The organism is Brevundimonas sp. Marseille-Q4549, from assembly GCF_976940555.1.
The window spans coordinates 699,747-719,252 of the sequence record NZ_CDRHXG010000001.1; the positions used below are offsets into that span (position 1 = coordinate 699,747).

Consider the following 19,506-nt stretch of genomic DNA (forward strand, 5'->3'; position numbering starts at 1 on the left):
TCCTAGTGCGCCTCGTCCCAGTTGGCGGCGGCGCGGGCGTCGACGACGAGCGGAACGGACAAGGCGACGGCGGGCTCGGCGGCGTTTTCCATCACACGCTTGATGACGGCGATGGCGTGGTCGGCCTCGGCTTCCGGCGCCTCGAACACCAGTTCGTCGTGCACCTGAAGCAGCATGCGCGTGCTCAGGCCGGCGTCGGTCAGGGCGGCGGGCATGCGGATCATGGCGCGGCGGATGATGTCGGCCGCGGCGCCCTGGATCGGGGCGTTGATGGCGGCGCGCTCGCCGAACTGGCGCTCGGCGCCGGACTTGGAATGAATGGCCGGGATGTGGATTCGGCGGCCGAAGACGGTCGAGACGAAGCCGGTCTGACGCACCTCGGCCTTGGTCTTGTCCATATAGGCGCGGATGCCGGGGAAGCGTTCGAAATAGGTCTTGATATAGGCCCCCGCCTCACCCTGATCGATGCCCAGCTGGTTGGCCAGGCCGAAGGCCGAAATGCCGTAGACGATGCCGAAGTTGATCGCCTTGGCCCGGCGGCGCGTCTCGGACGGCATGCCCTCGACGGGCACGCCGAACATCTCCGACGCCGTCGCCGCGTGAATATCCAGTCCCGCCTTGAAGGCGCGCTTCAGCTCGGGGATGTCGCCGATATGGGCCAGCAGGCGCAGCTCGATCTGGCTGTAGTCGGCGCTGATCAGGACATGGCCCGGCGAGGCGATGAAGGCCTGGCGGATTTCGCGTCCGGTCTCGGTGCGGATGGGGATGTTCTGCAGGTTGGGGTCGCTGGACGCCAGACGGCCTGTGGTGGCGGCGGCCAGTTGATAGCTGGTGTGGACGCGGTCGGTCTTGGGATCGGCGGCGGCGATCAGGGCGTCCGTATAGGTGCCCTTCAGCTTCGACAGCTGGCGCCAGTCCAGGATCGCGCGCGGCAGATCGTGGGTGAGCGCCAGCTCCTCCAGCACGCTGGCGTCGGTGCCCCACTGGCCCGAGGCGGTCTTCTTGCCGCCCGGCAGGTTCAGTTCGCCGAACAGGATCTCGCCGATCTGACGCGGCGAACCGATGTTGAAGGGCCGTCCGGCGATTTCATGGGCCTGGGCCTCCAGCTCGGCCATGCGCAGGCCGAACTCGCTGGACAGCCGCTTCAGCCGGTCGGGATCGATGCGGACCCCGTTCAGCTCCATGTCCGCCAGCACCGCCGGCATGCCGCGCTCCAGCGTCTCATAGACGGTGGACAGGCCCTCACGCGCCAGACGGGGTTTCAGGATGCGCCAGAGCCGCAGGGTCACATCCGCATCCTCGGCGGCATATTCCGAGGCGGGTTTCAGCGCGACGTGCTTGAAGGATTTCTGGCTCTTGCCCGTACCCGCCACGCTCTTGAACGGGATCGGCTCGTGGCCCAGGTGCAGGCGCGCCAGCTCGTCCATGCCGTGCCCGTGCAGTCCCCCCTCCAGCACATAGGAGATCAGCATCGTGTCGTCATAGGGCGCGACGCGGATGCCCCGGCGCGCCATGACGGCGAGGTCGTATTTGGCGTTCTGAAGCACCTTCAGAACCGATGGGTCTTCCAGCAGCGTCTTCAGCTTGGCCAGGGTCGTGGGTTTGTCCAGCTGATGGATCGGCTCGGGCGCCTCTCCCGCTTCGCCAAACAGACCGCCCTCGCCAGCCTGCGGCTCGTGCTCGTGCGTCAGGGGGATGTAGCAGGCCTCGTTCGGCCCCACTGCCAGCGACACGCCGCACAGGCCCGCATGGGTCGCCGACAGCGTATCAGTCTCGGTGTCGAAGCCGACGACGCCGACCTCGGTCGCGCGCGCGATCCAGCGATCCAGCGCCTCTTCGGTCTGAACGCATTCGTAGGCCGCGTGATCGAACGTCTGGACCTCGGCCGGGCCTTCGACGACCTGGCCGTAGCGCGGCGTAGCGACCGGGGCGCTCAGGTTCGGCGCGCGTTTGGGCGCAAAGGCCGAGACGTCGCTGGGCCCGGCCTTGCCATCGCCGACGCGGCGCTGCAGCGAGCGGAACTCCATCGTCTCCAGAAAGGCCGACAGGATCGCGGGATCGGGATCGCGCACGGCGAAATCGTCGATCGCCTCGGGCGCCGGCGCATCGCAGGTCAGGCGCACCAGTTCGCGCGACAGGCGGATCTGATCGGCGAAATCGATCAGGGTCTGGCGCCGCTTGGGCTGTTTTATCTCACCGGCGTTAGCCAGCAGGGTGTCCAGATCGCCGTATTCGTCCAGCAGCTGGGCCGCCGTCTTGGGTCCGATGCCGGGGGCGCCCGGCACATTGTCGACGCTGTCGCCGATCAGGGCCTGAAGATCGACCATCTTCTCGGGCCCCACGCCGAACTTCTCGAACACCTCGGGCTCGGCCAGACGCCGGTCCTTCATCGGGTCCCACATGACCACGCCGCCGCCGATCAGCTGCATCAGGTCCTTGTCGGACGACACGATCACCGCCTCGCCGCCCGCCTCGCGCGCCTTGCAGGCGTAGGTGGCGATCAGGTCGTCGGCCTCGTAGCCGGGCAGTTCGACGCAATGGACGCCGAACGCCGCCGTCGCCTCGCGCACCAGCGGAAACTGCGGGATCAGGTCTTCGGGCGGCGGCGGACGGTGGGCCTTGTATTGATCATACAGGGTGTTGCGGAACGTCTTTTCCGAATGGTCGAAGATGGCGACCAGATGGGTCGGACCATCCGCGCCCTTCATGTCCTTCAACAGCTTCCACAACATGTTGCAGTAGCCCTGGACGGCGCCCACCGGCAGGCCGTCCGACTTGCGCGTCAGGGGCGGCAGGGCGTGATAGGCGCGGAAGATATAGGCCGAGGCGTCGATCATCCACAGACGCAGCGCCGGCCCGTCCTGGGTCAACGGGCGGTCCTGGGTGTCGGCGGCGTCGGGGGCGGAGGCGTCGGTCATGGGCGGAACATAGGCGGCCGAAGCCGCCGCGTCAGCCGTCAGAATTCGGTCCAGCTGGAACCGGGGTTACGGCGGCCCGGTTGGGCCTGCTGCTGGCCCCAGGTCACGATCATGAACAGCTTGTGGCTGCGGATGCGATACTGGCCGATCATCGGCAGAACCGCGCCCAGGGGCGCACCGGTCTTCGCTTCGTAGAGAAACCCGGAGAATTCGGCGACGCCGGCGCGGTCCCGGTTGCTGTAGACCGACAGCTCCGGCAGCGAAACGACGTTCAGGTTCTCATTGATTGGAATCCGCATTTCCGGAATGCCGACCACGCGACGCATCTGCTCCAGCGCCAGGGCGCCGGTGCGGAGTTCGAACACGGCGTCGGCGTCTTCCCTGTTGCGGGTCAGTCGATAGCCGGCGTCGGACAGGGCCGCGCGGATCGCGCTGATGGCGTAGCGGGAGTTTTCGGCTTGGAAATAGGTCTCGTCGACGAAGATGGCCGAGGCTGTCGGCAGGGGCAGAGACAGACCCTCGACCGCCTTGTCGGCGGCCCGCGCCAGCAACAGCTGCTCGGTCGCGGTGCGGCCGATGTTCGATTCGGTCGTCGAGGCGCAGGCCGACGCCAGGATGACCGTCGTCCCCAGCGCGGCGGCCATGCGCGCCTGCGCGGCCCCAAATCGAACCATCACCAGCTTCCCGTATTGGGCATGGAGGCCCAGGGTTCGGCCGGCGCCAGGGCGTGGCCTTTCTGAAGCAGTTCGACGGAGACGCCGTCCGGCGACCGGACAAAGGCCATATAGCCGTCGCGCGGCGGGCGGTTGATCGTGACGCCCCCGTCCATCAGTCGGCGGCAGGCGGCGTAGATGTCGTCGACCTCGTAGGCCAGATGGCCGAAGTTGCGACCGCCGGAATAGTCTTCCGGCTCCCAGTTGAAGGTCAGCTCCACCTCTGGGGCGCGCTCGGCCTGCGACTGATCCAGGTTCTTCGGCGCCGCCAGGAAGACCAGGGTGAACCGTCCGGCCTCGTTCTCGGTGCGACGCACCTCCTGAAGACCAAGAAGGTCGCAGTAGAAATGCAGCGAGGCCTCAAGGTCCTTCACCCGGACCATGGTGTGCAGATAGCGCAAGGGTTCGTCTCCGTCCGAACGGCGTGTGCGCGGTCTATACGCCGCCGACCACGCCCAGGCGACTGAACTGGCGTTACGGCCCTAGGGGGCCCCGTTCTAGTGGGCTTCAGGCGCGCGGGCCGCTGGGCTCAGATATTCGTTCTCGTCGTGCGGGTGGGCCGACAGCACGAAACGCCGATCGCAATAGGGGCACTCGATGAAGTCCTCGCCGCCCATATCCAGATAGACCAGTGGATGGCCCAGGGCTCCGCCGCCGCCGTCGCAGGCCACGCGCTTGGTGGAGACGACGATCTCTTCCGGCGGAAGGATCAGGGCTTCGGGATGACGGGGAGGCATGGTCCGGTCCGGGGCTGGAGGGCTTGCGCGTTCCTAGGCGGACCGGACCCGCGCGTCAAACCTCGGCGGAGGCGGCGGGGCGTCGGCCCAGCAGACGGTTCAGCATCGCCTTGCGCTTCTTGAACAGGGTCAGACCCAGGCAGGCGGCGCCGACCCACAGGCCGCATTCGCCGATCAGGGCCAGGACGGCGAAGGCCAGGGCCGCCGTGGTCATGGCGATCTGGTCGGTCTTTCCGGCCAGCAGCGCCAGTCCGGCGCCGGCGTAGCCCAGGGCGCAAACCCCCATGGCGACAAAACCGATCAGGCGGGTCTTGGTCAGGCGGCGGGCTTGGGTCATGGCGGTCTCCATCAAGCAGGTTTGACGTTATGACAAGCATGCTAGACACAACCAACCATCTAGTCAAGCATCATTGACACCAAGACAAGGGTGCTTACCCAACGCCTCGTCGCCGACGGCTTGGCGAACCCGCCCATGCGCCCTACCTATGCCGCCCGACCTTCCTTGAGCGCTCCTGCCCATGTCCCAGACCGCCGCCCTGCCTGAAAACGCCATCGAGGTGCGGGGGCTGAAGAAGACCTACGCCGGGTCCAAGAAGGCGCCGCCCAAGACGGCCCTGCGCGGCGTCGACCTGGTCATCCCGCGCGGCTCGGTCTTCGGTCTGCTGGGGCCGAACGGCGCCGGCAAGTCGACCTTGATCAACATCCTGGCCGGGGTGGTCAAGAAGACGGAAGGCACGGTGAAGATCTGGGGTCGCGACATCGACAAGGAGCCGCGCGACGCCGCAGCGGCCTTGGGCGTGGTGCCGCAGGAGATCGTCGCCGACGTCTTCTTCACCCCGCGCGAATCGCTGGAGGTGCAGGCCGGCTTCTATGGCGTGCCCAAGGACGAGCGCCGATCCGACGAGCTGCTGGCGGCGCTGGGCCTGTCGGACAAGGCCAACGCCTATGTCCGCGCTCTGTCCGGCGGTATGAAGCGCCGCCTAATGGTGGCCAAGGCCCTGGTCCACAATCCGCCCATCCTGATCCTGGACGAGCCGACCGCAGGAGTGGATGTCGAACTGCGCCGCCAGCTGTGGGCCTATGTCCGCCGCATCAACGAAGAGGGCGTGACCATCGTCCTGACCACCCACTACCTGGAAGAGGCGCAGGAGCTCTGCGACACCATCGCCATCGTCAACCGGGGCGAGGTGGTGGCCTGCGAGCCGACGCCGCAACTGCTGCGCCGTCTGGACAGCCGAAACGTCGTCGTGACCCCGGAAACGCCTCAGGCGACACCGCCGGTGCTGGCCGGCTTCGAGGTCACGCCCCGTCCAGGCGGCGCCTTCGCCGTCGCCTACAAGAAGGGCCAGTCGTCGGTGGAGCAGGTGATCAACGCCGTGCGCGCGGCCGGCGTCACCATCGCCGACATCACCACCGAAGATCCGGACCTGGAAGACGTCTTCCTGGCCCTGACCTATGGCGACGCCTCTCAGGACGATCCGACCAAATACTGATCCGGTCAGTCGATATCGGCCAGGAATTCGAAGATCGCGGCGCGCGCCTCGGCCTCGTCCAGCATTGGGGCGTGGCCGACGCCCGGAACCTCGACATAGGCCATGGCGGGGGCCGCCTTTTTCATACGCTCGGCGATGTCGGCGCTCAGCAGGTCCGAGGTCGCGCCCCGCACCAGAAGCGTCGGCTTTTTTTTCGCCAGCCGTCGGAACATGGGCCACAGGTCGGGGACCAGGGCCTTGGCGCCCGCCGCCCGGATCGGCACGGCGATGTCGGGATCGTAATCCAGGCCGATTTCGCCGTCCGCTTGCTGGCGGAAAATGCGTCGGGCGAAGGCGTCCCAGTCCGCGTCCGCATAGTGAGGGAAGGCGACGGCGTTGATCCGCCTGGCGTAGTCCGCCGCGTCGGTCCATGAGCCGATCTCGACCGGCTGGCCGCTGTAGGCGGCGATGCGGGCCAGGCCCTCGGGCGCCACCTCCGGGCCGATGTCGTTCAGGATCGCCGCGACCACGGCCCTGGGCCGCATCGTCGTCAGGGCCATGGTGATCAGCCCGCCCATGGAGGTGCCGACGAAGACCGCGCGGTCGATGGCGGCCTGATCCATCAGGGCCAGGATGTCGCGGGCGTAGACGTCGGGCGTATAGGTCATGGGATCGGGCGCGCGGTCCGACAGACCCCGGCCGCGCACGTCCACCGCCAGCACACGCCGACCGCTCTGCGCCAGCAGGGGCGCGATGGCTTCGAAATCGGCGCTGTTGCGGGTCAGGCCGTGGATGGCGACGACCGGCGGGCGGGCCGGTCCCGCCGCTGGCGCATAGTCGCGGGCATGGAGGCTGAGTCCCTCGGGCGAGGTCCAGCGGCGATCGACGAAGGCGGACGTTTGGGCGGTCACGGGCGGTTTCCTCTGTCTTTTGGGCTTTTGGTCCAGAGTAATTCATCGCCTGCGGAATTGCGATGTCCGCAGTCAGCCCTGGCCGAGGACCGCGTCGCGCACGAAGGCGTCCAGATCGCCCCCTTCGAACAGATGACCCGCCACGCCCGCGCGGACGCCGGCCTGAAGGTCGCTGTCCTTGTCGCCGATGATGAAGGACCGGGCCGGGTCCAGCCCGTGATCGGCGATGGCCCGCAGCAACATGCCGGGATTGGGCTTGCGGTCCGGATGGTCGGGATGGCGATAGCGGGCCTCGACCGCTTTCTCGTGGAAGGGGCAGGCGTAGACGGCGTCGATCACGGCCCCGTCCTGGGCCAGCCGGGCGACCAGTTCGGCGTTGAAGGCGTGCATCCGCTCTTCGCTGAAAAGGCCGCGCGCCACCCCCGACTGGTTGGTGACGATGACGGTCCGATAGCCGGCGTCCTTCATCCGCCGCACGGCCGCCGCGGCGCCGGGGATCAGCTTCAGATCCTCGGGTCGATGCGGATAGCCGCTGTCCTCGATCAGGACGCCGTCGCGGTCCAGGAAGGCGGCGGGTCGGCCGGTCATGCGTCGCTCCCCAGCAGTTCGGAAAAGGCGGTGGTCAGGTGATAGAGGCTGGAGGCGGGCGCCGCCCGGTCCGCCGAGCGGCCGTCGGCCTGGTAGCTGTCGATCCACAGGCCGGGGATTTCGGTCGCCAGATGCGTCTCGAAAGTTCGGGCGATCAGGTCCGGCGTTTCGGAATCTTTGAAGGCCAGGCCCGTCCGGATCGCCTCGGTCTGGGCCCACAGGCGGCGGCCCGCGTCCAGGGGCGACCCGTCCGGCGCCATCTCGCGGATCAAGAAGCCGTCGCGCCGGCCGTGCGTCATGGCGCGGCGGTGCAGGTCGGTCGCCGCCGATCCGTCGCACAGGCCCAGCCTGGTCGCCTGGGTCAGAAGCCAGGCCCATTCCTCCAGGTGGCCCGGCTCGATCACCTGGCCCGCCGCCGGATCGGGCGTCCAGTCGGCGGTGAAATACTCCCGCACCGCGCCATCGACGATCAGCCGTTCGTGGGCCAGGTCCAGGACGGATCGGGCCGCCGTCTCGAACGCGGGATCAGGCGCCGTCGTTTGCCAGGCCAGCAAGGCCTCCAGCATATGCATGTGCGGGTTCTGGCGTCGCGGCAGGCGAGGCGGCAGGGCCTCCTGCCAGCCGCCATGGGGCGCGGCCATCCGCGCCTGGATCGCGGCCAGCGTCTCCAGCGCCAGGTCCCGGGCGCGGGCGTCGCCCAGTCCCCGGTGCGCCGCCGCCAGGGCGAACAGGACGAAGGCCAGGTCATAGAGGTCCGGCGTGGCGTCCAGCACGGCGCCGGCGTCGTCCGTGGACGTGATCCACAGGCCGTCGTCGCGGCGATAGTCGGCGATCAGCCGGTCCAGGCCCCGTTCCGCCACCGCGCGGCCGGGCGTCCAGCCCAGGATCGTCGCTTCGCAGAAAACATAGACCTGACGCGCCTGGACGCGGGTGCGCCGGGGGCGGCCCGTGACCGGTCGGCCGTCGAAATCCAGCTGTTCATGGAAACGCCCGTCGTCGCCCATGCCGCGCGCCGCCCACAGCGGCAAGGCCTGGTCGAACAGCCAGGTCCGGACCCGGGTCTTGGCGGCGGAAAGCGTCGTCATGGCTTCGGCTTAAGGCGCTGGGCGGCGGGCGCCAAGGGCCAGTTCCAGGGACCAGGCTCCAAGCGGGCGCCGTTGCAAAGGGCAACGCGAAGTGAGGGCGCCGGATTTGGCCCTCGCGTCCGATCTTGCTAGGAGGGCCTCATGTTCCGGGCCCGGCCGCGCCGCCGCCCGACCCTGCCCGCCCCAGTTCCGGAGAGCGCGACCCATGATCCCCTTCATCGACCTTCAGGCCCAGCGGCTGCGTCTCGGCGGCAAGATCGAGGCCGCCGTCCAGGAGGCCGTCGTCGGCGGCGCCTGGGTCATGGGTCCGCAGGTCCGTCAGTTCGAGGCCGACCTCGCCGCCTTCGGCCAGGCCAAACACGCCCTGGGCTGCGCCAACGGCACCGACGCCCTGGCCCTGCCGCTGATGGCCTGGGGCGTGGGACGCGGCGACGCAGTCTTCGTGCCCAGCTTCACCTTCGCCGCCACCGCCGAGGTCGTGCCTTGGTTCGACGCCGAGCCGGTGTTCGTGGACGTGGACCCTGACACCTACAATATGGACCCCGCCGCGCTGGACCGCGCCATCGAAGGGATCAAGGCCGAGGGTCGTTTGACGCCCCGCGTGGTCATCGCTGTCGACCTGTTCGGCCAGCCCGCCGATTATCCGGCGATCAAGGCCATTTGCGACAAGCATGGGCTGAAGCTGATCTCGGATTCGGCGCAAGGCTTCGGCTGCACCATCGACGGCGCCCACCCGCTGAAATGGGCCGACGTCACCACCACCAGCTTCTTTCCGGCCAAGCCGCTGGGCTGCTACGGCGACGGCGGGGCGGTGCTGACCAATGACGACGAACTGGCCCAGCTGATGGATTCCATCCGCGTCCACGGCAAGGCCGTCGCGGTGGACCTGAAGGACCGCACCTTCGACCACGACCCCAAATATCTGAACATGCGCATCGGCCTGAACAGCCGTCTGGACACGATCCAGGCCGCTGTCCTGATCGAGAAGCTGAAGGTCTTCGCTCAGGAGATCGAATGGCGAAACGCCGCCGCCGCCCGTTACAACGACGGATTGCGTCCCCATGTCGCCAAGGTGCCGGACGTGCCGGCCGGAAACATCTCCAACTGGGCGCAATATACGATCGAACACCCGAACCGGGATGGTCTGGCCGCGCACCTGAAGGCCAACGACGTTCCCACGGCGGTCTATTATCCGATCCCGCTGCACCTGCAGCCCGCCTATGAACACTATCCGCGCGGCGCGGGCGGCCTGCCCGTGACCGAGCGGCTGAAGGACGTGGTCGTCAGCCTGCCGATGCATTCCGATCTGGACGCCGCGACCCAGGATCGCATCGTCGCCGCCGTCGCCAGCTTCAAGGGTTAAGCCATGCCGACCACCGCCCCCCTCAAGATCGGCGTCGCCGGCGCAGGCGTCATGGGCCGCAACCATGCGCGCGTCGCCTCTGAAATGCGCGAGTTCGAGCTGACGACCATCTTCGATCCCGACGCCGTGACGGCCGAAGGCGTGGCCGCCGCCTATGGCGCGCAGGCCGTCACGACGGCCCAGGCCTTCGTCGACGCCGGTCTGGACGCCGCCGTCGTGGCCACGCCCAACCGGTTCCATGCCGAGGTCGGGGTGGCCCTGCTGGAGAAGGGCGTCCACGTTCTGGTGGAAAAACCCATCGCCGCCACGGTCGCCGACGCCCAGCGCATGATCGACGCGGCCCGCGCCAACGACCGCGTCCTGATGGTCGGCCAGGTCGAGCGGTTCAACCCGGCGGTCGAGACGGTCAAGCGCGCGGTCGCTGACGACGACATCATCTCCATCCAGATCACCCGCGTCGGCCCCTTCCCGCCCCGCATGGGCGAGGTCGGGGTGGTCATCGACCTGGCCGTGCATGACATCGACATCATCCGCCACCTGACCGGATCGGAAATCACCGAGGTCCAGCCTCAGTTGGCCCGCACCCGCGCCGACCGCGAGGACACGGCCCTGCTGCAGTTCCGCCTGGACAACGGGGTGATCGCCCACATCACCACCAACTGGGTCACGCCCTACAAGACCCGCACCCTTCAGGTCGCCACCAAGACCAAATTCATCGTCGCCGACCTGATCACCCGCCAGGTGACGGAATATTTCGGCCAGCAGCCGGACGGCTCCTATTCCACGCGGATGCTGAACAGCTGGCCGGCCGAGCCGCTGAAGAAGGAGCTGGAAGCCTTCGCCCGCGCCATCGTAACGGGCGAGACCCCGGCGGTCACGGGCGAGGACGGCCTGCGCAACCTTGAGGTCGCCCTGCGCTGCCTGGGCGAGGGCTGAGCCGCTTTGTCGCCGCAAAGGCCGGGAAAGGAAGACTGATGCGCCGCCTTCTTCTCTCCGCCGTCGTCGTCTCGGGCTTGATGTCGGCCGTGGCCGCCGCGCCCGCCCGGGCCGACACGCGCTACTACGCCTATAACGCTTCGGACCGGATCACCCAGGCCCTGACCAAGGGGGTGACGCTGCAGGTGCGGCGCGGCCTGTTCGGGGCGGTGACGGTGGAGCGGCTGTTCTCGACCACCCAGCGGGGCACGGCGGGCTTCGTGCGCGGCGGGCCGGGCGAGGCGCTTCGCGTCCTGCCGCAAGGCGCCGAGGAGCGTGATCTCTACGCCATCGACCCGGAGGGCGACGGCCGCGGCCTGTCGCGCGCCCTGTGTCCCGGCGCCGACGAGGTCTGGCTAGCGATGGGTCGGGTGCGCGCCCCGCGCCCCCTGACGATGCAGGCGCTCGGCCGCTGGAGCGACGGGACCTTCCGCCATTGCGTCACCCTGCAATACGACTGGCGCGGAGAGTGGCAGACCGCCCCGGCCGGACCCGCCCCCCGCGCCGACTGACGACGGATTCGACCCTCGGCGCACGGCGTTCTAGATTGGACGCATGAGCGTGTCCGAAACCGCCTATGACGCCCCGCCGCCGACCTGGATTCTGGCCGCCATCGGCCTGTGCGCCTTCGTCTGCGTCCTGATCGGGGCGGTGGTGGTGGAGCCGGCCCTGCATCGCCTGAGTTTCGCCGGCGTCCTGCCGCGTGGCCTGCCGTCTCAGCCGCCCGACCGGGTCGAGGTCGGCGACCCTGTCTTGGCCGGCGCCTATCGCACGGCCGACGGAGCCGTGACCTTGGCGTTCGACGGGGCGACGGTGACGCGGCCGGGCGCGGGAGGTCTGGAGACCGCGCCGCATCGCCTGGTTTCCGCCGACCAGGCCGCCAGCGCGGCCCGCACCTTCGCCGAGGTTCTGCAGACGCCGCCCGCCGCCCAGATCGAGGTCCGCCGCGTCGTCGCCGACCGGGAGTCGCGCCTGTGCGCCGGTCATGCCGTGGGCTGGCTGGCCCTGGCCGTTCATCGCCAGGGCGTGATCGTCATGCCGGTTCGCCAGGGACCACCGCCGGGAAGCCTGGCGACCGACGACAGGCTGTGCGCCGTCGTCGCCCTGAACCGCTGAAGGGCCGATCCGATGAGACGGGGTCTGATCCTGGCGGTCGTTCTGGGCGTTACAGCCGCGCTTCTGACCTGGACGACGCCGGGTCGTTCCACGCCTTCGGATCCGGGGGCGGAGCGGATCGCCGCCTATCTGTTGGACAATGGCTTCCATACCGATCTGGTCGTTCCGCGCGCGGCCCTGATGCGGCGCGGCGGTCCCCTGGCCCAGGCGGTCGCCGAACTGGCGCCGGGCGACTGGATCGTGATCGGCTGGGGCGATGCGAAATTCTACGTCGATCAAAGCCCGATGGGCAGCCGCCTGCCTGACGGCGCACGGGCCTTTTTCCGGCCGGGCAATCCATCCGTCCTGATGCTGGATCCGGAGGTGGAGGACCCTCGGACGCGCTACGCCGCCGACGGCCGCGCGGCGTTGATCCTGACGCGGGCCGCCTTCGACCGGATGGCGGACCGGATCGAGGGATCGCTGGACCTGTCGGGCGGCGGGCCCCGCATCGCGGCGGTGCGGCCGGGCGACGACGCGCGCTTCTTCGCCAGCCGCGAGACCTTCTCCATCCTGCATCTGTGCAATCATTGGAGCGCCCAGGTTCTGAACGCCGCCGGCCTGCCGATCCGGCCGGTCCGGTCGATCGTCTCGGCCGAGGTGCTGCGGACGGCGCGTGAGCAGACCCCGGCGGAACTGGACACGGCGGCGCGAGGCGACTAGACCGCCCGGCTTCCGCCAGTCCGCCGGGTCCGATCCCCGGTCGCGCCGATGATCGGCCGTGTGCGATGAACCAAGGAGCGGCCCATGTCCCGCAAACAACACACCCGCAACGCCTCCGGTCCCGGCCACTCTGGAACGGGGCCCAGCCAGCGCCAGCTGCGCGCCGGGGAACTGATCCGTCACGCCCTGGTGGACGTGTTCCGCGAGGAGGACATCCACGACGACGCCCTGCGCGGCGTCTCGGTCACTGTCACCGAGGTGCGGCTGTCGCCCGATCTGAAGCACGCCACCTGTTTCGTGGAGCCCCTGGGCGCCGGGGTCGAGGCGGCCGAGACCACGGGTCACGAGAGCGAGATCATCAAGGCCCTGAACGCCCATGCCAAATTCCTGCGCGGACGCCTGGGCTCCAAGCTGGACATGAAGTTCACGCCCGATCTGCGCTTCCGTCACGACGAAAGCTTCGACGCCGCCAGCCATATGGACCGCCTGTTCGACGATCCCCGCGTCCGCGCCGACCTGGAACGCCGCGACGACGATGGCGAATGAAGCCCGCTTCAGAGCTGGAGGCCGAACTGTCCGACGAGCCAGTCGTAGTAGGCAGGCATGACCGCCCGAAGACGTTCTCTCGTGCTCGGCGGTCGTGCGGCCTTACCCCACAGGACGACAGAGGCCGTCATGGCGAAGAACTCCCCGACGTTGGACATCATATAGGACTGAGCTGGAAAGGCGCTGGACGCCTTGGCCTGCGCATAGAAGGCCAGGACTTCTGGATTGCGGCGTCTGCCGGGCATCATCTGGAAATGCCAACCGTGCAGAAGTTCGTGCAGCAGCAGCGGATTATCGGCGGGCGTGGCGATATCCTTCAGCGCCAGTCGTCCGTTACGGAACTCGCCCGGTCCCCGGATCGACGGATCGACGATCAAAGGCACGGTGCGAAACCAAGCCATGACGTCGGGCTTGATCTTCAGGCTGTTCACCAGATCGATCTGGGCGCACAGCGAACGCAGCGTGGCGTCTCTCGTGGCTTGAGGCGCGAGGTTCAAATCGATGGCGAAGCCGCCGTAAGACTGGTCTGCCGCCTGGAAGGCTGGGGTCATCAGGACGAGCGGGGCGGACAGGGTCGCGCGGCGGCTGAGCGTTTTCATAATCACTCAACGGAGCATTGCTGATGGGCCGTCGCAAGAAGGGCGATATTGTCGACGGCTGGGTCTGTCTGGACAAGCCGTTCGAGATGGGATCGACCGAGGCGGTCAGCCGCATCCGTCGCCTGTTCAACGCCCAGAAGGCTGGTCACGCCGGGACGCTGGACCCGCTGGCGAGCGGCATCCTGCCCATCGCCCTGGGCGAAGCGACCAAGACAGTGCCGATGATGATGGAGGCGCAGAAGGTCTATCGCTTCGCCATCAACTGGGGCGTCTCGACCGACAGCGTGGACCGCGAGGGCGAGATCATCAGCCGATCCGACGTGCGGCCCGGCGTGGAGCAGGTGAAGGCGGCCCTGCCCGCCTTCGTCGGCGAGATCGACCAGACGCCGCCGCGTTTCTCGGCCATCAAGGTGGACGGCGCCCGCGCCTATGACCTGGCGCGCGACGGGGTGGCGTTCGAACTGCCGTCGCGGCGCGTAACCGTCCATTCGGCCGAGGTCTCGGACGCGCCCGACGCCGACCACGTCGAAATCGTCATCCGCACCGGCAAGGGCGTCTATGTGCGGTCGCTGGCGCGCGACCTGGCGGCGGTGCTGGGCGCCGAGGGCCATGTCAGCGCCCTCAGGCGCGAGCGCGTCGGCCCGTTCAGCACGGAAAACGCCGTCACTCTGGATTCTCTGGAGGAAATGGTGCATAGGGGCGCCGCCTCGGAAGGCTTGCTTGCCGTCGCGACCGCTCTGGACGACATCCCGGAACTGGCCGTGAATGAACAGGACGCCTTCTCGCTTCGGCAGGGACGCCCGATCGTTCTGCTCCCCCGTCAGGTGGAAACCCTCAAGGATCGTCTTTCAGGCGGTTCGCGCACGGTTTCAGCCTTTCAGGGCCAGACCCTCGTCGCGCTCTGTCAGTTGCGGGCCGGCCGGTTAGAACCCGACCGCGTTTTCAATCTTTCCTGATCGCCTGATCAGGAGACTCCAACCCGGCCTCAAGCAGCACGACGCGCGGTAGGCCACCAAGGGAGACTTTCGATGTCGGTTACTGCTGAACGCAAGCACGAGATCATCGCCGATAACGCCCGCTCCGCCGGCGATACCGGCTCGGCCGAGGTCCAGGTCGCGATCCTGTCGGAACGCATCGCCAACCTCACCGAACACTTCAAGACCCACAAGAAGGACAACCACTCGCGCCGCGGCCTGCTCAAGATGGTGTCGCAGCGTCGTCGCCTTCTGGACCACCTCAACAAGACCGACAGCGCCCGCTACCAGGCGCTGATCGCCAAGCTGGGCCTGCGCCGCTAAGGCGCCGGACGGATGTAGAGATCATTTCGAGGCGCGGGCGGTCACGTCCGCGCCTCGTTGTGTACCTAGACGTCCCCTCACACGACCTGGGCGCCGCAGGACAACGGCGCAGACGCGAGGGCCATGCCGGTCCTCATCGGGTCTTCCGCGATGGCGCGGCGGCCCATGGATCGAAGGACTGAACGCCGACGCATCCGCCCAATGATGGGACCCCGCGCGGAATACGCCGCCCGGGCTACGAAAGACGAGATATGTTCGATATCAAACGCAAGACGATCGAGTGGGCCGGACGCCCGCTGACCCTGGAGACGGGCCGTATCGCCCGTCAGGCCGACGGCGCCGTGCTGGCGACCTACGGCGAGACCGTGGTTCTGGCCACCGTCGTCTATGGCCGCGCGCCAAAGCCCGGCCTGGATTTCTTCCCCCTGACGGTCAACTATCAGGAAAAGACCTTCGCGGCCGGCAAGATCCCCGGCGGCTACTTCAAGCGTGAAGGCCGTCCGACCGAGAAGGAAACCCTGGTTTCCCGCCTGATCGACCGTCCGATCCGCCCGCTGTTCGTCAAGGGCTTCAAGAACGAGACCCAGGTCGTCGTCACCGTGCTGCAGCACGACCTCGAAAACGATCCCGACGTCCTGGGCATGGTCGCCGCCTCGGCCGCCCTGACCATCTCGGGCGTGCCCTTCATGGGTCCGATCGGCGCCGCGCGCGTCGGCGTGATCGACGGCGAGCTGGTGCTGAACCCGACCATCGACCAGATGCCGTCCTCGGACCTGGACCTGGTGGTCGCCGGTACGCAAGACGCCCTGATGATGGTCGAATCCGAGGCCAAGGAGCTGTCGGAAGACCTGATGCTGAAGGCCCTGATGTTCGCCCACGCCGGCATGCAGCCGGTGATCGACGCGATCATCGACCTGGCCGAACACGCCGCCAAGGAACCCTTCGACTTCCAGGCCGAAGACAATTCGGACGTCGTCGCCGCGATCAAGTCGCTGGTCGGCGAGGACATCAAGGCCGCCTACACCCACCCCGGCAAATACGAGCGCCGCTCGGGCGTCGATGCGGCCAAGAAGACCGCAGCCGCCGCCCTGGTGAAGACCGACGAGAACCCCGACGGCGTCGACGCCTCGAAATTCTCGGCCGCCTTCAAGGAGTGCGAAGCCGAGGTCCTGCGTCGCGACATCATCGAAAACGGCCACCGCGTCGACGGCCGTGCCCTGGACAAGGTCCGCGCCATCGTGTCGGAAGTCGGCGTCCTGCCGCGCACCCACGGTTCGGCCCTGTTCACGCGCGGCGAAACCCAGGCTCTGGTGGTCGCCACCCTGGGCACCGGCGAGGACGAGCAGTACATCGACAGCCTGACCGGCACCTACAAGGAAAGCTTCCTGCTGCACTACAACTTCCCCCCCTATTCGGTGGGTGAAGCGGGCCGCATGGGGTCGCCCGGCCGCCGCGAGATCGGTCACGGCAAGTTGGCCTGGCGCGCCATCCGTCCGATGCTGCCGTCGCGCGAAGACTTCCCCTACACCATCCGCCTGGTGTCGGAGATCACCGAGTCGAACGGCTCGTCCTCGATGGCCACGGTCTGCGGTTCGTCGCTGGCCCTGATGGACGCCGGCGTGCCGTTGGCCCGTCCTGTCTCGGGCATCGCCATGGGTCTGATCCTGGAACCGTCGGGCGAGTTCGCCATCCTGTCGGACATCCTGGGCGACGAAGACCACCTGGGCGACATGGACTTCAAGGTCGCGGGCACCCGCGAAGGCATCACCTCGCTGCAGATGGACATCAAGGTCCCCGGCATCACCGAGGAGATCATGAAACAGGCCATCGCCCAGGCTTCGGCCGGCCGCCTGCACATCCTGGACGAGATGGACAAGGCCATTGACGGCGCCCGCACCGAGCTGGGCGAGTTCGCGCCCAAGATCGAATCCGTCAAGATCGCGGTCGACAAGATCCGCGAAGTGATCGGTTCGGGCGGCAAGGTCATCCGCGAGATCGTGGAAAAGACCGGCGCCAAGATCGACATCGGCGACGACGGCACCATCAAGATCGCCGCCAACGACCAGGAAAAGATCGACGCCGCCAAGGCCTGGATTCAGTCCATCGCCTCGGAACCGGAAGTCGGCACGATCTACACCGGCAAGGTCGTGAAGGTCGTCGACTTCGGCGCCTTCGTGAACTTCTTCGGCGCCAAGGACGGCCTGGTCCACGTGTCCCAGATCGCTCTGGAACGCGTCGCCAACCCGGCCGACGTCCTGTCGGAGGGCCAGGAGGTCAAGGTCAAGTTCCTGGGCTTCGACGATCGCGGCAAGACCAAGCTGTCGATGAAGGTCGTCGATCAGGAAACTGGCGAGGACATCACCGACAAGATCAACGCCGAACGCGCCGAACGCGGCGAGGCCCCGCTGTCGGAAGACACCGGCGGTCGTCCGAAGCGCGAGGGCGGCGATCGCGGCGGCGACCGCGGCCGTCGTCGTCGCGACTAGGCGACGGCGTCACCCCTGACGAAAGAGGCCCGGCGGAGCGATCCGCCGGGCTTTTTCGCGCCGCCCGCTCCGGGCGCGCCGGCCTGTCGCGGATTTCACTTGCGGGCGTGACGCGGCGGGTCTCCATTGCGGCGTCATTTCGTGGGGAGAAGTCCATGCTCGATCGTCGCCGCCTGCTTCAGTCCGCCGCCCTGGGCGCGGGTCTCGCCGCCGTGGGCGGGTCCGCCTTGGCCCGCGTCCAGACCGCCGCCCCCGTCGAGGGCGGGCCGGTGGATGCGACATTCCGCGGCTTCATGGACCGGGCGTTCGAGGAGACGCTGGACCGCGCGCCCGAGGTCGTGACCATGTTCGGCCTGGACAAGGGCGCGCGCGCCGCCGCCAAGTCCCAGCTGACTGCCCCGACCCGACAGGAGGAGGACGACCAGCGCGCCTTCGTTCGCCGCCAGGCGGCCGAACTGGCGCGGATCGACCGCGCTGCCCTGACGCCGCGCAACGTCAACTATTACGACAGCCTGAAGTCCAATCTGGACGGCGTGATCGCCACCTACGCCATCCCCTACGGCCAGGGCGGCTGGCCCAATCCCTATCGCGTCAGCCAGCAGGGCGGCGCCTATCAGTCGACGCCCGACTTCCTGGCCAATCAGCACACCATAGAGACGGCCGCCGACGCGGACGCCTATGTGGCCCGCGTCAACGCCTTCGCCGACGTCCTGACCGCAGAGACCGACCGGTTGAAGGAGGAGTACGCCCTGGGCGTCGTCCCGCCCGACTTCATCCTGGCCAAGGCGGTGCGTCAGCAGGACGGTTTCCTGGCGACGCCTGTCGCGACCTCGCCCCTGACCCAGTCGGTGCGCGACCGGGCGCGCGAAAAGGGGCTGAGCGGCGACTGGGACGCCCAGGTCGAACGCCTTCTGACCGAACGCGTCTATCCGGCCCTGGCCGCCCAGAACGCCGTGTTGAAGGCCGCCCAGCCGGGCGCGACCCATGAAGCGTCTGTGCTCCGCCTGCCTCAGGGCGAGCAGTACTACGCCAACAGTCTGAACTACATCACCACCACCCGGCTGACGGCCGAGGAGATCCACCGCACCGGCCTGGCCCAGATGGCCGAACTGACCGCGCGCGCCGACGAACTGCTGAAGGCGCAGGGGATGACGCAGGGTTCGGTCGCCGACCGCATCAAGGCCCTGGGCGACGACCGCAAATACATTTATCCCAACACCGACGCTGGCAAGGCCGAGCTGATCGCCAAGCTGAACGCACAGATGGCCGACATGCAGGCCCGGCTGCCTAGCGCCTTCGGCCGCCTGCCCAAGGCCAAGGTCGAGATCAAGCGCGTGCCGCCCGAGATCGAGGCCGGGGCGCCGATGGGCTATTACAACTCGGCCAGCCTGGATGGGACGCGGCCCGGCATCTACTGGATCAATCTGAAGGACACGGCGGAATGGCCGTCCTGGTCCCTGCCGACCCTGACCTATCACGAGGCGACGCCGGGCCACCATCTGCAGATCAGTCTGCAGCAGGAAAGCCCCTCGGCGCCCCTGCTGATGAACCTTCTGGGCTTCTCCAGCTATGTCGAAGGCTGGGGGCTCTACGCCGAACAGCTGGCCGACGAACTGGGCGCCTATGAGAACGATCCGGTGGGACAGATCGGCTATATCCAGTCGCTGATGTTCCGCGCCGCGCGCCTGGTGGTCGATACCGGCATCCATTCCAAGGGCTGGAGCCGCGAACAGGGCATCCGCTACATGATGGACGCCTATGGCGACCAGGAAGGGGCGGCGACGTCGGAGGTGGAACGCTATTGCGGCTGGCCGGGCCAGGCCTGCGCCTACAAGGTCGGGCACAACGAATGGGTCCGGCTGCGCGAACAGGCCAAGACGACCCTGGGGCCGAAATTCGACATCAAGGGCTTCCACGACACGGCCCTGGCCGCCGGCGGCGTGCCGTTGTCGGTGCTGGAGCGGATCGTGCAGGACTGGACGTCCACCCAGGCGTGA

At 68.0% G+C, this 19,506-nt stretch carries 20 protein-coding genes; 11 read left to right on the forward strand and 9 right to left on the reverse strand.

Annotated features, from left to right (window positions below; all coding sequences use genetic code 11):
• Positions 1-2: 2 nt before the first annotated feature.
• The 5 genes from polA to ACWPV3_RS03530 all read right to left on the reverse strand — a co-directional run bounded on the left by polA (position 3) and on the right by ACWPV3_RS03530 (position 4,705).
• On the reverse strand, positions 3-2,918 hold the full coding sequence (polA, locus tag ACWPV3_RS03510; RefSeq protein ID WP_453976855.1) for a DNA polymerase I: 2,916 nt from the start codon (positions 2,916-2,918) through the stop codon (positions 3-5).
• A 38-nt stretch (positions 2,919-2,956) separates the two neighbouring features.
• Positions 2,957-3,592: a DUF6655 family protein gene (locus tag ACWPV3_RS03515; protein WP_453976856.1), complete on the reverse strand. Its 636-nt coding sequence runs from the start codon at positions 3,590-3,592 to the stop codon at positions 2,957-2,959.
• Positions 3,592-4,032, reverse strand: a complete 441-nt coding sequence (locus tag ACWPV3_RS03520; RefSeq protein WP_453976857.1) for a VOC family protein — start codon at positions 4,030-4,032, stop codon at positions 3,592-3,594. The genes ACWPV3_RS03515 and ACWPV3_RS03520 overlap by 1 nt, the downstream gene beginning before the upstream one ends.
• A gap of 96 nt (positions 4,033-4,128) precedes the next feature.
• Positions 4,129-4,368, reverse strand: coding sequence for a zinc-finger domain-containing protein (locus ACWPV3_RS03525; protein WP_453976858.1), 240 nt, complete (start codon positions 4,366-4,368; stop codon positions 4,129-4,131).
• 55 nt (positions 4,369-4,423) lie between these two features.
• Complete coding sequence (locus ACWPV3_RS03530; protein WP_453976859.1) at positions 4,424-4,705, reverse strand: hypothetical protein; 282 nt, start codon at positions 4,703-4,705, stop codon at positions 4,424-4,426.
• Between the two features lie 181 nt (positions 4,706-4,886).
• Here ACWPV3_RS03530 and ACWPV3_RS03535 point away from each other — a divergent pair, with 181 nt between their 5' ends.
• Positions 4,887-5,861 carry an ABC transporter ATP-binding protein gene (locus tag ACWPV3_RS03535; protein WP_453976860.1) on the forward strand — a complete coding sequence of 325 codons (975 nt, stop codon included), beginning with the start codon at positions 4,887-4,889 and terminating at the stop codon, positions 5,859-5,861.
• 5 nt (positions 5,862-5,866) lie between these two features.
• Here ACWPV3_RS03535 and ACWPV3_RS03540 read toward each other — a convergent pair whose 3' ends face one another.
• The 3 genes from ACWPV3_RS03540 to ACWPV3_RS03550 all read right to left on the reverse strand — a co-directional run bounded on the left by ACWPV3_RS03540 (position 5,867) and on the right by ACWPV3_RS03550 (position 8,424).
• Positions 5,867-6,751 (reverse strand): alpha/beta fold hydrolase, encoded by an 885-nt coding sequence (locus ACWPV3_RS03540; protein WP_453976861.1) that lies wholly within the window; start codon positions 6,749-6,751, stop codon positions 5,867-5,869.
• A gap of 72 nt (positions 6,752-6,823) precedes the next feature.
• Complete coding sequence (locus tag ACWPV3_RS03545) at positions 6,824-7,339, reverse strand: D-glycero-alpha-D-manno-heptose-1,7-bisphosphate 7-phosphatase (protein WP_312735357.1); 516 nt, start codon at positions 7,337-7,339, stop codon at positions 6,824-6,826.
• Positions 7,336-8,424: an AGE family epimerase/isomerase gene (locus tag ACWPV3_RS03550; RefSeq protein ID WP_453976862.1), complete on the reverse strand. Its 1,089-nt coding sequence runs from the start codon at positions 8,422-8,424 to the stop codon at positions 7,336-7,338. The genes ACWPV3_RS03545 and ACWPV3_RS03550 overlap by 4 nt, the downstream gene beginning before the upstream one ends.
• A gap of 205 nt (positions 8,425-8,629) precedes the next feature.
• On the opposite strand from ACWPV3_RS03550, the gene ACWPV3_RS03555 reads away from it, so the two are divergent.
• From ACWPV3_RS03555 to rbfA, 6 genes are all read left to right on the forward strand, one after another.
• A complete protein-coding gene (locus ACWPV3_RS03555) occupies positions 8,630-9,787 on the forward strand; it encodes a DegT/DnrJ/EryC1/StrS family aminotransferase (RefSeq protein WP_453976863.1) in 1,158 nt (385 codons plus the stop codon).
• Positions 9,788-9,790: 3 nt separating this feature from the next.
• Positions 9,791-10,723 carry a Gfo/Idh/MocA family protein gene (locus ACWPV3_RS03560; RefSeq protein WP_453976864.1) on the forward strand — a complete coding sequence of 311 codons (933 nt, stop codon included), beginning with the start codon at positions 9,791-9,793 and terminating at the stop codon, positions 10,721-10,723.
• Positions 10,724-10,761: 38 nt separating this feature from the next.
• Positions 10,762-11,274: a hypothetical protein gene (locus ACWPV3_RS03565; RefSeq protein ID WP_453976865.1), complete on the forward strand. Its 513-nt coding sequence runs from the start codon at positions 10,762-10,764 to the stop codon at positions 11,272-11,274.
• Between the two features lie 43 nt (positions 11,275-11,317).
• Entirely contained in the window at positions 11,318-11,878 is a 561-nt protein-coding gene (locus ACWPV3_RS03570) for a hypothetical protein (protein ID WP_453976866.1), read from the forward strand.
• Positions 11,879-11,890: 12 nt separating this feature from the next.
• A complete protein-coding gene (locus ACWPV3_RS03575; RefSeq protein WP_453976867.1) occupies positions 11,891-12,580 on the forward strand; it encodes a DUF2459 domain-containing protein in 690 nt (229 codons plus the stop codon).
• Positions 12,581-12,664: 84 nt separating this feature from the next.
• Complete coding sequence (gene rbfA, locus ACWPV3_RS03580) at positions 12,665-13,126, forward strand: 30S ribosome-binding factor RbfA (protein WP_453976868.1); 462 nt, start codon at positions 12,665-12,667, stop codon at positions 13,124-13,126.
• An 8-nt stretch (positions 13,127-13,134) separates the two neighbouring features.
• On the opposite strand, the gene ACWPV3_RS03585 is transcribed toward rbfA, so the two are convergent.
• Positions 13,135-13,725 (reverse strand): hypothetical protein, encoded by a 591-nt coding sequence (locus ACWPV3_RS03585; protein ID WP_453976869.1) that lies wholly within the window; start codon positions 13,723-13,725, stop codon positions 13,135-13,137.
• 23 nt (positions 13,726-13,748) lie between these two features.
• On the opposite strand from ACWPV3_RS03585, the gene truB reads away from it, so the two are divergent.
• The 4 genes from truB (at position 13,749) to ACWPV3_RS03605 (ending at position 19,506) form a co-directional block, all read left to right on the forward strand.
• Positions 13,749-14,681, forward strand: a complete 933-nt coding sequence (gene truB, locus ACWPV3_RS03590; RefSeq protein WP_453976870.1) for a tRNA pseudouridine(55) synthase TruB — start codon at positions 13,749-13,751, stop codon at positions 14,679-14,681.
• Positions 14,682-14,753: 72 nt separating this feature from the next.
• Complete coding sequence (rpsO, locus tag ACWPV3_RS03595; RefSeq protein ID WP_292086500.1) at positions 14,754-15,023, forward strand: 30S ribosomal protein S15; 270 nt, start codon at positions 14,754-14,756, stop codon at positions 15,021-15,023.
• A gap of 251 nt (positions 15,024-15,274) precedes the next feature.
• The gene (pnp, locus tag ACWPV3_RS03600) at positions 15,275-17,509 is read left to right on the forward strand and encodes a polyribonucleotide nucleotidyltransferase (RefSeq protein WP_453976871.1); all 2,235 of its coding nucleotides are present in this window, start codon (positions 15,275-15,277) and stop codon (positions 17,507-17,509) included.
• 155 nt (positions 17,510-17,664) lie between these two features.
• Positions 17,665-19,506: a DUF885 domain-containing protein gene (locus tag ACWPV3_RS03605; protein WP_453976872.1), complete on the forward strand. Its 1,842-nt coding sequence runs from the start codon at positions 17,665-17,667 to the stop codon at positions 19,504-19,506.

Excerpts from the sequence above, each read along its gene's own strand:
- ACWPV3_RS03530 (WP_453976859.1), bottom strand. The coding sequence starts at position 4,705 with ATGACCCAAGCCCGCCGCCTGACCAAGACCCGCCTGATCGGTTTTGTC.
- rpsO (WP_292086500.1), top strand. The coding sequence starts at position 14,754 with ATGTCGGTTACTGCTGAACGCAAGCACGAGATCATCGCCGATAACGCC.
- polA (WP_453976855.1), bottom strand. The coding sequence starts at position 2,918 with ATGACCGACGCCTCCGCCCCCGACGCCGCCGACACCCAGGACCGCCCG.
- ACWPV3_RS03515 (WP_453976856.1), bottom strand. The coding sequence starts at position 3,592 with ATGGTTCGATTTGGGGCCGCGCAGGCGCGCATGGCCGCCGCGCTGGGG.
- ACWPV3_RS03535 (WP_453976860.1), top strand. The coding sequence starts at position 4,887 with ATGTCCCAGACCGCCGCCCTGCCTGAAAACGCCATCGAGGTGCGGGGG.
- rbfA (WP_453976868.1), top strand. The coding sequence starts at position 12,665 with ATGTCCCGCAAACAACACACCCGCAACGCCTCCGGTCCCGGCCACTCT.
- ACWPV3_RS03570 (WP_453976866.1), top strand. The coding sequence starts at position 11,318 with ATGAGCGTGTCCGAAACCGCCTATGACGCCCCGCCGCCGACCTGGATT.
- ACWPV3_RS03525 (WP_453976858.1), bottom strand. The coding sequence starts at position 4,368 with ATGCCTCCCCGTCATCCCGAAGCCCTGATCCTTCCGCCGGAAGAGATC.
- ACWPV3_RS03560 (WP_453976864.1), top strand. The coding sequence starts at position 9,791 with ATGCCGACCACCGCCCCCCTCAAGATCGGCGTCGCCGGCGCAGGCGTC.
- ACWPV3_RS03605 (WP_453976872.1), top strand. The coding sequence starts at position 17,665 with ATGCTCGATCGTCGCCGCCTGCTTCAGTCCGCCGCCCTGGGCGCGGGT.
- ACWPV3_RS03565 (WP_453976865.1), top strand. The coding sequence starts at position 10,762 with ATGCGCCGCCTTCTTCTCTCCGCCGTCGTCGTCTCGGGCTTGATGTCG.
- pnp (WP_453976871.1), top strand. The coding sequence starts at position 15,275 with ATGTTCGATATCAAACGCAAGACGATCGAGTGGGCCGGACGCCCGCTG.
- ACWPV3_RS03585 (WP_453976869.1), bottom strand. The coding sequence starts at position 13,725 with ATGAAAACGCTCAGCCGCCGCGCGACCCTGTCCGCCCCGCTCGTCCTG.
- ACWPV3_RS03575 (WP_453976867.1), top strand. The coding sequence starts at position 11,891 with ATGAGACGGGGTCTGATCCTGGCGGTCGTTCTGGGCGTTACAGCCGCG.
- truB (WP_453976870.1), top strand. The coding sequence starts at position 13,749 with ATGGGCCGTCGCAAGAAGGGCGATATTGTCGACGGCTGGGTCTGTCTG.
- ACWPV3_RS03545 (WP_312735357.1), bottom strand. The coding sequence starts at position 7,339 with ATGACCGGCCGACCCGCCGCCTTCCTGGACCGCGACGGCGTCCTGATC.
- ACWPV3_RS03555 (WP_453976863.1), top strand. The coding sequence starts at position 8,630 with ATGATCCCCTTCATCGACCTTCAGGCCCAGCGGCTGCGTCTCGGCGGC.
- ACWPV3_RS03550 (WP_453976862.1), bottom strand. The coding sequence starts at position 8,424 with ATGACGACGCTTTCCGCCGCCAAGACCCGGGTCCGGACCTGGCTGTTC.